This is a genomic window from Halomonas sp. DP1Y21-3, assembly GCF_019801245.1.
In the GTDB taxonomy this organism is placed as follows: Bacteria; Pseudomonadota; Gammaproteobacteria; order Pseudomonadales; family Halomonadaceae; genus Halomonas; species Halomonas litopenaei.
On the sequence record NZ_JAHVJM010000002.1, the window covers coordinates 308,779 to 324,199 of the forward strand.

Annotated in this window: 13 protein-coding genes; 8 read left to right on the forward strand and 5 right to left on the reverse strand. The window is 65.8% G+C overall.

Annotated elements, in window-relative coordinates; all coding sequences use genetic code 11:
• Positions 1 to 109 precede the first annotated feature (109 nt).
• The 3 genes from KUV74_RS06605 (at position 110) to KUV74_RS06615 (ending at position 3,529) form a co-directional block, all read left to right on the forward strand.
• Positions 110 to 1,237, forward strand: a complete 1,128-nt coding sequence (locus tag KUV74_RS06605) for a LacI family DNA-binding transcriptional regulator (RefSeq protein ID WP_315900725.1) — start codon at positions 110 to 112, stop codon at positions 1,235 to 1,237.
• 148 nt (positions 1,238 to 1,385) lie between these two features.
• Positions 1,386 to 2,825, forward strand: a complete 1,440-nt coding sequence (locus KUV74_RS06610; RefSeq protein WP_222515957.1) for an ATP-binding protein — start codon at positions 1,386 to 1,388, stop codon at positions 2,823 to 2,825.
• Complete coding sequence (locus KUV74_RS06615; protein ID WP_045994066.1) at positions 2,822 to 3,529, forward strand: response regulator; 708 nt, start codon at positions 2,822 to 2,824, stop codon at positions 3,527 to 3,529. The genes KUV74_RS06610 and KUV74_RS06615 overlap by 4 nt, the downstream gene beginning before the upstream one ends.
• Before the next feature lie 71 nt (positions 3,530 to 3,600).
• Here KUV74_RS06615 and KUV74_RS06620 read toward each other — a convergent pair whose 3' ends face one another.
• On the reverse strand, positions 3,601 to 5,124 hold the full coding sequence (locus KUV74_RS06620; protein ID WP_222515958.1) for a DUF3360 family protein: 1,524 nt from the start codon (positions 5,122 to 5,124) through the stop codon (positions 3,601 to 3,603).
• Between the two features lie 291 nt (positions 5,125 to 5,415).
• Between KUV74_RS06620 and KUV74_RS06625 the strand changes: the two genes are divergently transcribed.
• The gene (locus tag KUV74_RS06625; protein WP_045994068.1) at positions 5,416 to 6,315 is read left to right on the forward strand and encodes a helix-turn-helix transcriptional regulator; all 900 of its coding nucleotides are present in this window, start codon (positions 5,416 to 5,418) and stop codon (positions 6,313 to 6,315) included.
• 27 nt (positions 6,316 to 6,342) lie between these two features.
• Here the strand turns inward: KUV74_RS06625 and KUV74_RS06630 are convergent, their stop codons facing one another.
• Positions 6,343 to 6,939 carry a LysE family translocator gene (locus tag KUV74_RS06630; RefSeq protein ID WP_045994069.1) on the reverse strand — a complete coding sequence of 199 codons (597 nt, stop codon included), beginning with the start codon at positions 6,937 to 6,939 and terminating at the stop codon, positions 6,343 to 6,345.
• Positions 6,940 to 7,218: 279 nt separating this feature from the next.
• On the opposite strand from KUV74_RS06630, the gene KUV74_RS06635 reads away from it, so the two are divergent.
• The 3 genes from KUV74_RS06635 (at position 7,219) to KUV74_RS06645 (ending at position 10,831) form a co-directional block, all read left to right on the forward strand.
• Positions 7,219 to 7,845, forward strand: a complete 627-nt coding sequence (locus KUV74_RS06635; protein ID WP_222515959.1) for a hypothetical protein — start codon at positions 7,219 to 7,221, stop codon at positions 7,843 to 7,845.
• 416 nt (positions 7,846 to 8,261) lie between these two features.
• Positions 8,262 to 10,307 (forward strand): choline BCCT transporter BetT, encoded by a 2,046-nt coding sequence (gene betT / locus KUV74_RS06640; protein WP_222515960.1) that lies wholly within the window; start codon positions 8,262 to 8,264, stop codon positions 10,305 to 10,307.
• A gap of 176 nt (positions 10,308 to 10,483) precedes the next feature.
• A complete protein-coding gene (locus KUV74_RS06645; protein ID WP_181248601.1) occupies positions 10,484 to 10,831 on the forward strand; it encodes a DOPA 4,5-dioxygenase family protein in 348 nt (115 codons plus the stop codon).
• Between the two features lie 3 nt (positions 10,832 to 10,834).
• Here the strand turns inward: KUV74_RS06645 and phnX are convergent, their stop codons facing one another.
• From phnX to KUV74_RS06660, 3 genes are all read right to left on the reverse strand, one after another.
• A complete protein-coding gene (gene phnX / locus KUV74_RS06650) occupies positions 10,835 to 11,668 on the reverse strand; it encodes a phosphonoacetaldehyde hydrolase (RefSeq protein WP_108132458.1) in 834 nt (277 codons plus the stop codon).
• A 148-nt stretch (positions 11,669 to 11,816) separates the two neighbouring features.
• Positions 11,817 to 12,845: an alcohol dehydrogenase AdhP gene (adhP, locus tag KUV74_RS06655; protein ID WP_108132457.1), complete on the reverse strand. Its 1,029-nt coding sequence runs from the start codon at positions 12,843 to 12,845 to the stop codon at positions 11,817 to 11,819.
• Between the two features lie 189 nt (positions 12,846 to 13,034).
• Positions 13,035 to 14,555, reverse strand: a complete 1,521-nt coding sequence (locus tag KUV74_RS06660) for an aldehyde dehydrogenase family protein (RefSeq protein ID WP_222515961.1) — start codon at positions 14,553 to 14,555, stop codon at positions 13,035 to 13,037.
• 147 nt (positions 14,556 to 14,702) lie between these two features.
• Here KUV74_RS06660 and KUV74_RS06665 point away from each other — a divergent pair, with 147 nt between their 5' ends.
• On the forward strand, positions 14,703 to 15,401 hold the full coding sequence (locus KUV74_RS06665; protein ID WP_222515962.1) for a response regulator: 699 nt from the start codon (positions 14,703 to 14,705) through the stop codon (positions 15,399 to 15,401).
• Positions 15,402 to 15,421 lie beyond the last annotated feature (20 nt).

Here is a 15,421-nt window from a genome sequence, read left to right on the forward strand (position 1 = left end):
ATGGTCGCCCTATGATGCCGGATCACGACAACCACTCATTCAGCGCTTTTCGGTAGCGCTGTGATGCTGGAATAAGATGCCCGGTTGCGCTGCCAAGCCGTGACGCCCGGTGGCCCAGCGCTTTATGCTGTCGAGTGCACGCAGCAAGGAAGACAAGCCCGTGGTGAATCCTGAGGACCGCCCCATCACCCTGAAGAATCTGGCCCAGCGACTTGGGGTCTCTACGGCCACCGTCTCCAACGCCTTCAATCGCCCCGATCAGTTGTCTCGCGCCCTGCGCGAGCACATCCTCGAGGAGGCCCGACGCCTGGGCTACCGCGGCCCCGACGCCAGGGCCCGCAGCCTGCGCACCGGGCAGTCCCGCATCGTCGCGGTGGTGCTGGCAGAGACCCTGACCTACAGCCTCAACGACGCGGTTTCAAGCGAGCTTCTGACCGGCATCACCGAGGTGCTCGACGCCCACGGGCACACCCTGCTGCTGCTGTCGGGACGTCAGCCCGAATCTCCCCGTCACGCCGACGCACTCTGTCACCCGGGCTCCGCCAGCATGGCCGACGGCTTTGTCGTCTATGGTCTGATGCCCGGGGATCGGCTGATCAACGAGCTGCCGGCCCAGCGTCCACTGGTCGGGGTGGACTTTCATATCGATGCCCGCCCCACCGTCCATATCGACAACGAACCGGCCTGCCACGCCATCGCCTGCCACGCACTGAAAAAACGTCCACGGCGGGTCGGCATCCTCAGCCTGCGCTTGATCGATGAATCCTATAATGGCCCGGTGAGTGCCGAGCATCGCTGTCTCGATGCCCATCGCACCATCACCCGCTCGCGCCTGGACGGTTTCCACCGCGCCCTGGACGAACACGACATCGACCCCACCGGCGTCCCGGTGTGGAACATCGACGAGAACACCCACGCGGTCTGCGCCCCGGTGATCGAGAAGATCCTCGACCTGCCAGCAGAACAGCGCCCGGACCTGCTCTTGTGCATGTCCGACCGCATCGCCCTGACCGTCCTGACCCTGGCCGAACAGCGTGGCATCCGCGTCCCCGAGGACCTGCGCCTGACCGGCTTCGACGGTATCGAAGAAGGCCAGTACCGCGCCCCGCGCCTGACCACCGTGCGCCAAGACAGCATCGAGAAGGGGCGCGTCGCCGCGCGCATGGTGCTGGGTCTGCAACCCGCCGAGAACCGCCTATTGGGAACGCGACTGCTGATCGGGGAAAGCTGTCCCTGACGGTCTGACCGCTACGGACTGAGGTGATCGCTCGACTCATCCGTCGGCGAAGGCTGCACAAAGGTTTCACCGTTATTGGCGCCTTTTTGGCGCCGACGATGGCATGCTGTGTTCATCTTTTTCGCCATTTCGGTCAAGGAATCGTCGCATGTCCGCGAAACGCCTGTTTCGCCCGGCCTTCTCACGCTTGGGTCTGAAGCTCTTCGTCATCATCCTGGTGGTCAATGTGGCCATCGCCGGGCTGGTGTTCGTGGCGATTTCGCGCAGCCTCGACCAGGGCTTCATCGAGTACCTCGACCGCTCCCAGACCCAGCGCGCCGAGACCCTGGCGGAAGGCCTCGGCGAGGCCTGGGCGCGACGCCAGAACTGGCAGTGGCTGCGCCAGTCGCCGCGCGCCTGGCACCACCTGGTACGCCGCCAGCTTTGGCCCGGCGACAACCTGCCGCCGATGAGCATCGAAGGCGACCTGGGCGACCCCAGGGACTTCGTGCTCCATGACGAAAGCGGCCTGCCGGTGATCGGCCTGCCCCCGGACAAGGACGACATGGCCGCCGAACTGCGCTGGCTGCCGGTGATGAGCGCGGGCCGCCAGGTCGGCACCCTGGGCTATCGCCCGCCGGAGCAGTTAATGGCACGCATGGACCGGCTGTTTCTGGCCCAGCAGCAACGCAACCTGACCATCATCGTCATCGCCCTGGCGCTGACCTCGCTGCTGCTGGCCGCCGCCCTGTCCTGGTGGATGGGCCGACGCGCCCGTGGCATGGCAATGGCCACCCGCCGGCTGACCGAGGGCGACTACAGCATCCGCCTGCCGGAGCGCGGTCGCGACGAGCTGTCCAGCCTGTCCCACGACTTCAATGTGCTGGCGGAAACCCTGGAAGCCAGCCGCGAGGCACGTACCCGCTGGGTTTCCGACATCGCCCATGAGCTGCGTACCCCACTGGCGGTGCTGCGCGGCGAGATCGAAGCGATGCAGGACGGCATTCGCGCCCTCGACCAGGACAACCTGCGCTCGCTGTCCCAGGAGGTCGGCCAGTTAGAGCGCCTGGTCGCCGACCTGCGCCTGCTGTCCCAGAGCGACGCCGGCGCACTGGAAGTCCAGCTCGCACCGCTGGACCTGGGCGAGCAACTGGCCACCCGGCTGGACGAAGCCGAGGGCTGGCTTGCCGATCATGGCCTGACCCTCGAGCACGATATTCAGGGCCCGGCGTGGATTCGCGGCGACCTGCAGCGCCTGCGCCAGCTATGGAACAACCTGATTGACAATACCTGCGCCTACACCCAGGCGCCGGGGCGACTCAAGGTATCGCTGCGGCGTGAGGCCGACGACTGGGTGCTGCGCTGGGAAGACAGCGCCCCCGGGGTACCGGTCAACGAACTGCCGCGGCTGACCGAACGCCTCTACCGGGTGGAAGGCTCGCGCAACCGCTCAAGCGGCGGCAGCGGCCTGGGGCTGTCCATCGCCACCGCCCTGGCCCGCGCCCACGACACCGACATGCGCCCCTCCCCTTCCGAGCTTGGCGGGTTATGCTGGACCCTGCGTTTTCCGGCCCTGCCGGACCATCAGCAGCACGAGGACGATGAATGAACGACACCGACGCCAGTCTCGACGACATCCTGATCGTCGAAGACGAACCCAAGATCGCCCGTCTGGTGGCGGACTACCTGGAGGGTAGCGGCTACGCCACCCACCATATCGACCACGGCGACCAGGTGGTCGGCTACCTCAGCGAGGCCGAGTCACGCCCCAGCCTGGTGCTGCTGGACCTGATGCTGCCTGGCACCGACGGCCTGACCCTGTGCCGCGAGATCCGTCAGCGCTGGCCCGATATCGCGGTGGTGATGCTGACCGCCCGAGTCGAGGAGGTCGACCGCCTGCTGGGCCTCGAACTGGGTGCCGACGACTACATCTGCAAGCCGTTCAGCCCGCGCGAGGTGGTCGCCCGGGTCAAGGCTGTGCTGCGCCGCAGCCAGGCACACCAGCAGGACAGCGAAGCCAACCACGACCTGGTGCTGGACGAAAGCGGCTGGCGCGCCCTGGCCGACGGTCAGGACCTTGGCCTCACCGCGGTGGAATTCCAGCTGCTCAAGGTGATGATGCACTCGCCGGGTCGAATCTTCGCCCGCGAGCAGTTGATGGATCACATGTACCGCGACCACCGCATCGTCTCCGAGCGCACCGTGGACAGCCATATCAAGAAGCTGCGCAAGAAGATCGCCGATATCTGGCCCGAGCGGGAGATCATCCGCTCCGTCTACGGCGTCGGTTACAAGTACCAGCCGGAAGAGTGACACCGATCACTCACCAATAACGCAAGAGGCCGCCCTTGGGCGGCCTCTTGCGTATGGCACTTGCGGCCTATCTAGAACAGCGCGGGAATCCCGTACTGTCCCTCGAACATGCCCACCGCCAGCATGGCGAACAGACACACCCCCAGCACCGATGCGGGGATGATCAGGCGGTCGGCCAGCGACAGCCGAGTGGCGCGTTCGCGATCACCGATCCAGCCGTTGTTGTCGAGCAGCATGGTCACCGCCCAGGCCAGCACCGGGTTGGTGACCGCCGCGGCGAACAGGCAAACGCCGGCGGCCTGGGCGTCGCGGCTTTCCTTGATCATCTGCACGCCGGCCTCGAGCATCGGCAGGAAGACTCCGACCAAAAGCGCCACGCACATCACCGGCGGCCACACCGCCACGTCCATGGGGAAGCCGAGGATGGCGATGGCGATGGTCAACAGCCCCAGCAAAATGGCGCCGGCGGGAATCGGCCGCTTGGCGATGGCCGCCGGGATCATATAGGTGCCCCAGGACGAGGTGATATTGCCACCGCCGAGGGCGGTACCGATCACCTGACGCAGCGAGCACATCGTCATGGTGTCGTCGACGTCCATCAGTACCCGATCGGTACCCTTGGGATAGTTCATCTCCTGGAAGATGCGATGACCGAGAAAGTCCGGTGACCACATGGCAACCGCCAGGATCGCGAACGGCAGCGAGGCGATGAAGTGCTGCATGTTCGGCAGCCCCAGCATCCAGCCGTGGTCGGTGCTGCCCCACCAGTAGCTGGGGCTGAGCGGCGGCAGGCCGGTCTCGGTGGTGAACTCGAGATCGAAGCCCGCACCCAGCGCCAGCGCCACCACCAGGCCGGTGACCGCGCAGGCGGGAATCGCCAGCCAGCGCTTGCCCAGCCGCGCCAGCACGGCGTACAGCAGGATATTGACCGCCAACACCACCAGGGCGACGTAACCCATCTCGCCCTCGAGCCCCATGCCCCACGCCTTGAGGCTACCGATCTGGCTCATGGCGCCGGAAAAGCCGAGAAAGATCAGCAGACCACCGGCGGTGCCCTGGGAGGTCAGGTTGACCAGGCGCGAGCCGCCCTTGACCCAGGAAAGGCCGAGGCCGAAGGCGCCGATCCACAGCGCCAGGGCCAGCGGGTGGGCACCGGCAAGGGCCATGCTGGCGATCAGCGGAATCATCGGGCCGTGATTGCCGGCCAGGTTGGCACGCGGATTGAAGATACCCGAGCCCAGCACGCAGAACAGCAGGACCGGCAACAGCATCTCCAGACGCGAGACGGCGATGGCGAACTCGCGCCCCAGGGTGACATCGGGCCAGGCGGCGGACAGGCCATTGGCCCAGGACATCATCACCGCCGAGTACATGGCGATGATGCCGATGGTGCCGGCAATCGCCGGTACCAGGTCTTCGAGTTCGAAGTGGAAGTCCCGGCCGATCAGATTAAGACCATAGCGCCGGGGACGCATGATCTTGAGTTCATGCTCGAGGTAGTCGGAACGGCTGGCAAATTCGCTGGCATCGCGGTGCATCTCGCGATAGCTGGGGGCCTCGCCGGCCTCCCGGGTGGACGTCACGGTGTCTGTCATGAGGATCTCGATGTCTGAGGTGACGCTGCTGTCCGACGCCGAGCCAAGTCCCCTTGACCGTTCGTCGAATTGACAGCGCGCCTTGAAAAAAGATGACAGACCTTAACAATGCCCCCCGCGGGCCTCGTTGACGGCTATCAGGCTTTGGCCTCGCCAAGGGTTGCGACGCCAAAAATGCCTGACAAACTCCCCTCTCCCTTGATCCAGCGCAGGCGTCTCTTGCCTGGCATCTCAGGATCGACGAGAGTGAAGACCTCGACGCAGCCACCGCGTCTTGCCAGGAAGACCGTCATGCCCCCCAGGATCGCTGCCACCTTTTCCCGCTATCTGCGCGACCCGCGGATGCCCCAGGTCGAGGCGCGCCGAGTCAGGGGCGGGCACCGGCTAAGCCACGCGCCCCACAGCCACGACACCCACTCGCTGGGCGCGATCGTCCAGGGCCACTCGAGCTTCCTCAACCGCCACCGTACCCTTGAGGTGCGCCAGGGAGACGTGGTGCTGATCAACCCCGGCGACGTCCACGCCTGCAACGCCTTGAGCGAGCGAGACTGGGGCTATGACATGCTCTACCTGGACAGCGCCTGGCTGACCGAGCGCTGCGGCCTCGACGGCGACGACGGCGCGGTGTTCTCGGCACTGACGACGCAAGACGCCGCCCTTCACCAAGTCATTCGCGTCGCCACCGACGCCCTTGCCGATGGGGATGCCAGCCTGCTTGAGCGCGAGACCGTGCTTGAGCGGCTCGCCGAGCGCCTGACAGGCCTGCTCGACCTGCCGGCGCAAGGCGAGGCAGAACACGGCGCGCCTCCCGAGCGACTGGTGCGCGCCTGGGAGCGTCTTCACGATGACTGGCAGCAAGAGCTGCGCCTGGACGACCTCTGCGCCGCCGCCGAGTGCCGCGCCACCAGCCTGATTTCGGGCTTTCGACGTCACTATGCCACCACGCCCCATGCGGCGCTGATCGACCTGCGCGTGCGTCACGCCAGGCAACGACTGCGACGGGGCGATCCCATCGCTGCGGTCGCCAACGACTGCGGCTTCGCCGACCAGGCGCACCTGCAACGCACCTTCAAGAAGCTGCTGGCCACCACTCCGGGGCACTATATCCAGAGTCATATGCAGGATCAGATGCAGGGTCAGATGCCAGGCCCGTTGAAGGGTCAGATTCAGCACCTTAAGCAGCGCGCCTGACCGTCGGACCGGTGTCCGCAAGCTGCCTCACAGCAGCATCAGCGCGCCACTAAAAATCAGCAAGGCCGCCAGCAGGCGCTGGAGGACCCGCCGTCTTGCCTCGCACGACAGCCAGCCCCGGGCGTGTCCACCAAGCCACGCCCAGCCGATGGCGCTCGCCAGACAGACGCTGCCCCAGACCAGGGTGAAAAGCGCGATATCGACGCTTTCCCGTCCCGCCGTGAACAGTCCCAGCCCTGCCAACGAGGCGATCCAGGCCTTGGGGTTGAGCCACTGCATCAGCGCGCCGGTGGCGGGCCCCGGCGGTTCGCGCCGCTGGTCCGTGCCCCAGTCGCCTGCGTCCGTCAACAGGCGCCAGGCCAGCCAGGCCACAAAGCTCAGGCCCGCCAGCCGCACCAGCCACTGAAGCCCGGGCAGCGCCAGCCAGACACTCCCGAGCCCCGCGGCGAGCAGGCCCAGCAGCAGGGTAAAACCGCCGCTGGCACCCACCACCAGGGGCATCGCTCGGCGCCAGCCGTGACCCACGCCGGTGGACAGGATCAGCAGGTTGACCGGGCCCGGCGATATCGAGGCCACCAGCGAGAAGGCAAAGATCGCCAGCAGTTCTTCCAGAGAAAACGTCATCACACATGCCTCACAGGATGGCGTTTCAGGCTGACGCGATGACGCCCTTCGGTATTGAAGAAAATTTCACCGGCGCCGACTCCTCGGCCTCGGCTCCACTGCCCCGCCGAAAATTCGAACCCTGCGTTGCACAAACTCGTCTGCGCTTGCCGCTTCTCTGCACATTGGCTGCATCAGCCTTGCACGAGCCAGGGTCAAGATGGATCACGTCAACAAGGGCATCGCCCGCCATAACGCCACGTCCTGTGACGAGGCATCAACGCTGAAGGAAGTCGACCCATGAAAATGACATTTGCCCGCAAGGCCCTGCTGTCCGCCGCTGTCTCTGCCGCCCTGCTGCCGGTCGCCATGACCGCGACGGCCTCGCCCGACCGCCCCGAAGGCCCGCGCCACGAAGGGGGCGAGATGCGCGCCGAGCTGTTTGACCGCGCCGGCATCGACGCCGAGACCCGCGAAGCCCTGAAGCAGGCCGCCATGGAGCACCGTCAGGAGATCAAGGAACTCAACGACGATTTCCGCGAGCAGCGCATGGAAATCCTCGGTGAAGACGGTGTCGCCGCCCTCGAACGTGCCCGCCACGAGCTGCGCGAGGAGCGCATCAACGCCCTGGTCGACAAGTGGGAGCTGTCCGACGACGAGCGCGAAGCGTTCAACGCCGCTCGCGAATCTTTCAAGGAAGGCGCCGAAGCGCTGAAGGCCCAGGAGTTCGAGAACCCCGAAGCCCGTCATGACGCCTGGCGCGAACTGATGTCCTCCACCCGTGACCAGCTGGCCGAGATCCTCGACGAGCGCCAGCTGCGTGAACTGAAGCACACCATGATGCCGGGCCACGGCGACCACCCGCGCGGTGGTCCGGGTGAGCACCGCGCTCATGGTCCCGAAAAGCATCACGCCCCCGAGGCCTGATATTGACGCCCTCGGTTCGGCCATAGGCGCCGACCCGGGAGACCAGAAAGCCCCGTACCAACGCGCCATGTCCGAGCCTCGGGCATGGCGTTTTCGTGCGCCCCCTGCCCGCCGTTTCTCCCCCTCGGGTTGAAAGATGCTCCCCATCTCTGTATTTTATTGAACGTTCAATCAATAAAATAACCGCGCGCCCCTGGCCGCGGTGGGTCGCCCAGACCCTTCGCAAGAGCCGCCAACAGGTGCCGAGCCACGACTCGGCCACTCCGCCATCATCATTTTGTTAATTGGTCGGTCAATTAACAAAATGGCGTAACGCTCACGGAAGCAGCATCAGGATGCCAGGATGGCATCGTGGAGAACGGCGATAGCCTCGCCGGGCAGGCTCTGTCTCACTTCATCCTCGAGGGAGCACGTGCATGTCACATCACGAGAGCGCCTCCCGCGATCGCCTCAACCCCGTCGTCTTTCACGGCGCGGTAGCCGGCATCGTGGTCTTTCTGTTCTTCACCATGACCTTCACCGAGCGGGCCGGTGCCCTGTTCGACAGCGGTCTTGCCTGGGTCAACGACACCTTCGGCTGGTACTACATGCTGGCCGCCGTGGCCTATCTGGTGTTCGTGCTGGTCATCAGCCTGTCCCGGGTCGGCAACATTCGCCTCGGCCCGGACCACTCGCGCCCGGAATTCTCGCTGCTGTCCTGGGCCTCGATGCTGTTCGCCGCAGGCATCGGTATCGACCTTCTGTTCTTCTGCGTGGCCGAGCCGCTGTCGCACTACCTGACGCCCCCGGACATGGCCCCGGAAAGCGCCGCCGCACTTAGGCAGGCGGTGCCTCAGACCTTCCTCCACTGGGGCCTGACCGGCTGGGGCATGTACGTGCTGATGGGCATGGCACTGGCCTACTTCAGCTATCGCCATCGCCTGCCGCTGGCCATCCGCAGCGCTCTCTACCCGCTGTTGGGCAAGCGCATCTACGGCCCCATCGGCAACGCCGTCGATATCACCGCGGTGATCTCCACCGTGTTCGGCATCGCCACCAGCCTCGGTATCGGCGTCATCCAGCTCAACTACGGCCTGAGCTTCATGTTCGGCGTACCCGAAAGCCTGTCGACCCAGGTGGTGTTGATCGTGCTGGTGGTGATCCTGGCGACCATCTCGGTGGTCACCGGCGTCGAGAAGGGCATTCGCCGGCTGTCCGAGTTCAATATGCTGCTGGCCGCCGCCCTGCTGCTGTTCGTGCTGTTCCAGGGTGACACCCTGGCGCTGCTCAACGCCCTGGTACTCAACGTCGGCGACTACTTCAGTGGCTTCGTCGGCAAGAGCTTCGACACCTACGCCTTCGCCGGCAGCGACGCCCAGCAGTGGAAAGGCTGGTGGACCATCTTCTTCTGGGGCTGGTGGATCGCCTGGACGCCCTTCGTCGGGCTGTTTCTGGCGCGCATCTCGCGCGGGCGCACCATTCGTCAGTTCGCCCTTGGCGCCCTGCTGATTCCGCTGGGCTTCATGATGGCGTGGATGTCGATCTTCGGTAACGCCGGCATCGACATGGTCGCCAATGACGGCCTGGCGGTGCTCGGAGAGCAGGCGCTGGCCACCCCCCAGACCACCATCTACACCTTCCTCGAGCAGTACCCCTACATCGGCGTCACCGCCTCGGTGGTCACCCTGCTCGGGGTGGTGTTCTTCGTCACCTCGGCGGACTCCGGCGCCCTGGTGCTGGCCAACTTCACCTCGATCTTGCGTGACGTCAACCACGACGCGCCGATCCGCCTGCGCATCTTCTGGGCGGCGGTGATCGGCCTGATTACCATCGCCCTGCTGATGGCCGGCGGCCTCGACGCCCTGCAAAGCGCGGTGGTGATCACCGCCCTGCCGTTCTCGCTGGTGATGTTCGCCATCATGGTGGGACTGGCCCGGGCCCTGCGCACCGAGAAGGAAAAGGCCGACGCGCGCAAGCTGGTCGCGGCCAGCGGCGAAGGCGGCAACTGGAAGGAACGCCTGGATCGGGCGCTGGACACCTCCAACCGCGCCGGTGCCGAGTCGACCATGGAGCACGCCCTGCGCCCGGGCCTGAAACAGTTCGTCGAGGAACTCGAGCGTCGCGGCCAGTCGGCCACCCTGAGCGAGGAACAGGTCGAGGGCGAACCGCTGCCGCGGCTGACCCTGCAGGTGGACTTCGAGGCGATGCAGAGCTTCGTCTACCAGGTCCGCCCCCATCGCATGCGCACGCCGAGCTTCGTGCCGGCGGACGATGACTACTACCTGCGCCTGGACGTACATCTGGCCGAAGGCGGTGTGGGTCAGAACCTCAATGGCTACACCCGGGGTCAGGTCATCGATGACGTGCTCGGCGAGTACGAACGCCACCTGCAGTTCCTGGCGATCGCCCGCCAGGGCACGCCGACGCCGGCCATGCCGGGCTTTATCGGCGAGCCGCCCCAGGGCACGACCCAGGAACCCTGAGCGTGACCCGGCAAGGTCGTCACCGACGACGCCGGAGCAAGTGACAGCGGCGGCCCCAGGGCCGCCGCTTCAGTATGTAACGCTGGTAGGCAGGCGGGCGTGACACCGCGATTGCCATGCATCGCCAGGGACGCGATCCTTGTCGACGTCATCAGCAGAGCGCCCAGGAGAGTCCCATGCCCGACGTCGACCAGATTCGCTACTACCACGCCCACCTCTACTACGACGATGCCGAAGGGCTTGCCCAGGCCAGGACCCTGGCCGAGCAATGCCAGGCGCGCTTTGCCGTTCAGGTGGGGCGTTTTCATCAACAACCGGTGGGGCCGCATCCTCGCTGGAGCTGCCAGCTATCCTTCGCGGCCGAGGCCTTCGGCGAGATCGTGCCCTGGCTCGCCATCCACCGAGGCGAGCTGGACATCTTCGTGCATCTGGGTACCGACGACGACCTCTTCGACCATACCCAGGGCGTCATCTGGCTGGGACACAGCCACGCACTCGACCTGTCCGTTTTTTCCACGAGCTGACCTTCACGAGGCCTGGGGCCGCTCTCCCCTGGCGAGCCGAGCCGCGATCTGATCCAGCACACCGTCAAGCTCGGCGACGCTTGTGATCAGGTAGTGGGGACGACAGGCGCTCAGTCGCTCGGCTACGTGGCGCCGGCGCCGCTCGAGCGCATCCGGCGCGGTCGCTTGGTAACCCTCGAGATCCAGTCCCATGGCGTTGCCGGTATCGGTCACCGCCACCGACCACATGCCGGCGGCGCGGCCCTCCTCGATGCCGGGAGCGGTATCATCGACCTTGACGCAAGCCGCCACATCACCGATACCGAGCGCCACCACATTGGCCAGCGCCTGGGCCGGCCCGGGTCGCCCGCGCACCACCTCGTCACCGGCGACGGCGTGGTCCACCTCGAGCCCCGCCTGGCGCGCCGCACGGCGCACCGGCGCCAGCACCTCGGCGGGATAGCCGGAGCAGGAACCGATCTTTAGCCCTCTTCCACGCAGCCCCGCGAGACATTCCAGGGCGCCAGGAATCGGCGCGGAATGCTCGGCCACCTTGGCCACCTGCAACGGCATGAACCGCCGATAGAGCACGTCGACGTCCTCGTCGCTCGGCGAGTGGCCACAGGCCCGACGAAAACGCTCGGCGATGTCGGGCAGATCGCACAGGGCGCGGATATGGTCCCACTTGCTCATGCCCATGGGGCCGCGGGCTTCGTCGAGGCTTACGGCCACACCGATCTCGGCGAACACCTCGACAAACACCTGGGTCGGGGCGAAGGAGCCAAAGTCGACCAGGGTCCCGGCCCAGTCGAAGATGACGGCCTCCAGGGCCAGAGGAACGTGATGGTCGGTACTCATGCGGTCGGCTCCTTGCGGGTTCGAGATGCCATGGATGGTGCCGCGACACCAGCGTAGGCAAGGATGACAAGGACATCACATGCATATGACAGGGCGGCGACACCCGGTGTCGCCGCCCTGCTGTATCGGTCGCCGCTGCTCAGTCAACCTAGCCCTGCATATCGAGCACGACTCGGCCCTCGATCTTGCCATCGATCATGCGGCCGAAGATGTCGTTGATATTGGCCAGACGGTCGGTGGAGACGGTGGCCTTGACCTTGCCTTCACCGGCAAAGTCCAGCGCCTCCTGAAGGTCCTGGCGGGTACCGACGATGGAGCCACGCACGGTGATGCCGTTGAGCACGGTATCGAAGATCGGAAGCGGAAAGTCTCCCGGCGGCAGGCCGTTCAAGGCGATGGTGCCACCGCGCCGGACCATGCCCTGGGCCTGCTCGAAGGCCTTCGGCGAGACCGCCGTGACCAGGGCCCCATGGGCGCCGCCGATGTCCCGCTTGATCGCCGCCACCGGGTCCTCCTTCAAGGCGTTGACGGTGACCGTGGCGCCGAGCCGTCGTGCCAGCTCCAGCTTGTCGTCGGCCACGTCCACCGCCGCCACGTTCAGGCCCATGGCCACGGCGTACTGCACCGCCATATGGCCAAGACCACCGATGCCAGAGATCACCACCCACTGCCCCGGGCGGGTATCGGTCATCTTCAGGCCCTTGTAGACGGTGACGCCGGCGCAAAGTACCGGGGCGATCTCGACGAAGCCGACGTTGCTCGGCAGATGGCCGACGAAGCCGGCGTCGGCGATGGCGTACTCGGCGAAGCCACCGTTGACCGAGTAGCCGGTGTTCTGCTGGGACTCACACAGGGTCTCCCAACCGCCCAGGCAGTGCTCGCAGTGGCCGCAGGCGCTGTACAGCCAGGGAATCCCCACCCGATCGCCTTCCTTGACGTGGCTGACGCCTTCACCCACCGCGGCAATCTCGCCGACGCCTTCGTGTCCGGGAATAAATGGCGGGTTGGGCTTGACCGGCCAGTCGCCGTGGGCGGCGTGCAGGTCGGTATGGCAGACCCCGGAGGCGGCGATCTTGACCAGAACCTCGCCCCTGGCGGGACGCGGCACCTCGACCTCCTCGAGGGTCAAGGGCTGACCGAACTGACGAACGACGGCGGCTTCCATGGTGCTTTGCATTGTTGTGCTCCTTGCCCTGATCCGGGCAAAAAGGGTCTCTGTCCGCCCGCTATCAAGGAAGGACGGTACAGAGGAGAAAGGTGTCCGGGGACACCCGGTGAACGGTCGCGGCGCTGAGAGTCAAACGGCGTCAGGCCGCTGGGGTGAAGCTTCCCGGGCCCGGTGGTACCGGGCCCGGATCGACTCCCTTTAGAAGAAACCGAGGGGATTGGTGTCGTAGCTCACCAGCAGGTTCTTGGTCTGCTGGTAATGCTCGAGTGCCATCTTGTGGGTCTCGCGACCGACGCCGGACTTCTTGTAGCCGCCGAAGGCGGCGTGGGCGGGATACTGGTGGTAGCAGTTGGTCCATACGCGACCGGCCTGGATGCCACGCCCCATGCGGAAGGCCACGTTGATGTCACGACTCCAGACGCCGGCGCCAAGGCCGAATTCGGTGTCGTTGGCAATCGCCAGGGCTTCTTCCTCATCCTTGAAGGTGGTCACCGCCACCACCGGGCCGAAGATCTCTTCCTGGAAGACGCGCATCTTGTTGTTGCCCTTGAGCAGCGTCGGTTCGATGTAGTAGCCGGTGTCCAGATCGGCATTGAGCTTGGCCTGGTTGCCACCGGTCAGGAACTCGGCGCCTTCCTCCCGGGCCACGTCCATGTAGGACATGATCTTGTCGAACTGCTCCTTGGAGGCCTGGGCGCCGACCTGGACCTCGGTGTCCAGTGGGTTGCCACGCTTGATGGTGGTGACCCGCTCCATCACCTTGGCCATGAACGGCTCGTAGATGCTCTCCTGGATCAGCGCCCGCGACGGGCAGGTGCATACCTCACCCTGGTTGAAGAAGGCCAGCACCAGCCCCTCGGCGGCCTTGTCGATGAACTCCGGCTCGGCGTTCATGATGTCGGCGAAGTAGATGTTGGGCGACTTGCCGCCAAGCTCCACGGTAGAAGGAATGATGTTGTCGGCAGCGCACTTGAGGATGTGCGAGCCCACCGGGGTGGAACCGGTAAAGGCGATCTTGGCGATGCGCTTGCTGGTGGCCAGGGCCTCCCCCGCCTCGGCGCCGAAGCCGTTGACCACGTTGACCACGCCGGGAGGCAGCAGGTCACCGATCACCTCCATCAGCTTGAGGATCGAGGCCGGGGTCTGCTCGGCGGGCTTGAGCACCACGCAGTTGCCGGCGGCCAGCGCCGGGGCCAGCTTCCAGGTGGCCATCAGCAGCGGAAAGTTCCAGGGGATGATCTGGCCGACGACGCCCAGTGGCTCGTGGAAGTGATAGGCCACGGTGTTGGCGTCGATATCAGCGGCGGTGCCTTCCTGGGCACGAATGCAGCCGGCGAAGTAGCGGAAGTGGTCCACCGCCAGCGGAATATCGGCGTTCAGGGTCTCGCGCACCGCCTTGCCGTTGTCCCAGCACTCGGCCACCGCCAGCGCCTCCAGGTTGGCCTCGATGCGCTCGGCGATCTTCAAGAGGATATTGCTGCGCTCGCCGGCGGAGGTGCGCCCCCAGGCCGGCGCTGCCCCATGGGCGGCGTCCAGCGCCTTGTCGATATCCTCGACGCCGGAGCGGGGGATCTGGCAGAACACCTGGCCGTTGACCGGGCTTACGTTGTCGAAGTACTGACCCTTGACCGGAGCGACGAACTCGCCGCCGATATAGTTGCCGTAGCGCTCGTCGAAGCTGACCACGGCGTCGGGTTGTCCGGGGTTGGCGTAGATCATGGCGTGTCTCCTTGGAAAGGATGTTGTAGTTGTCTGCCACTCCAGTCTTGGTCAGGAACCTGGCTTGCGACATACTGCCCTGGCAGGAGAGCGCCTCCTCCTTCGGTAGGAGACCGACCAAGGACACAGACAACCGGGACGCCAGACATGCACAGCCTGATGGTGGCTGACGATCACCCGCTCTTTCGCGACGCCATTGCCGCGGTCATTCAATCGGGCCTGCCCGGCACCGAGCTGCGCGAGGCGGACTGCTTCGCCGCGCTGACCAGCGCCCTCGACGCCGACGACGACGTCGACCTGGTACTGCTGGACTTGAATCTGCCTGACGCCTCGGCCCTGGACGGACTGCGCGAACTGCGCCGGGCCTTTCCGGCGGTGCCGGTGGCGGTGCTGTCGGCCGAAAGCGAGCGCGCCACAGTACTCGGCGCCCTGGATCTGGGCGCCATCGGCTACCTGCCGAAGTCCACGCCGCGCCCGGACCTGCTGGCGGCGATCAAGCAGATCCTGGACGGCCAGATCTATCTGCCCGCCGAGATCATGCGCCGCCCGGCCGAGGCCTCGAGTGCCTCGCCTGTGACGCAGGGGGCGACACAGGGGGTGACGGGTCCAGCCGATGCAGGCGCGCTCGAGCAGTTGACGGTCAAGCAGCTCGAGGTGCTGTCCCTGCTGATTCGCGGCGCCTCCAACAAGGTCATCGCCCGCGAGCTCGATATCGCCGAGACCACGGTCAAGACCCACGTCTCGGCGATCCTCAAGAAGCTTGGCGTCGGCAGCCGTATTCAGGCGATCCTGGCAGCCGACGAGTCCACCCTGCTGGCCTGCCTGGCCAGGCGACGGGCGCGCTAGAAGGCAGAACGTCTCGCTGA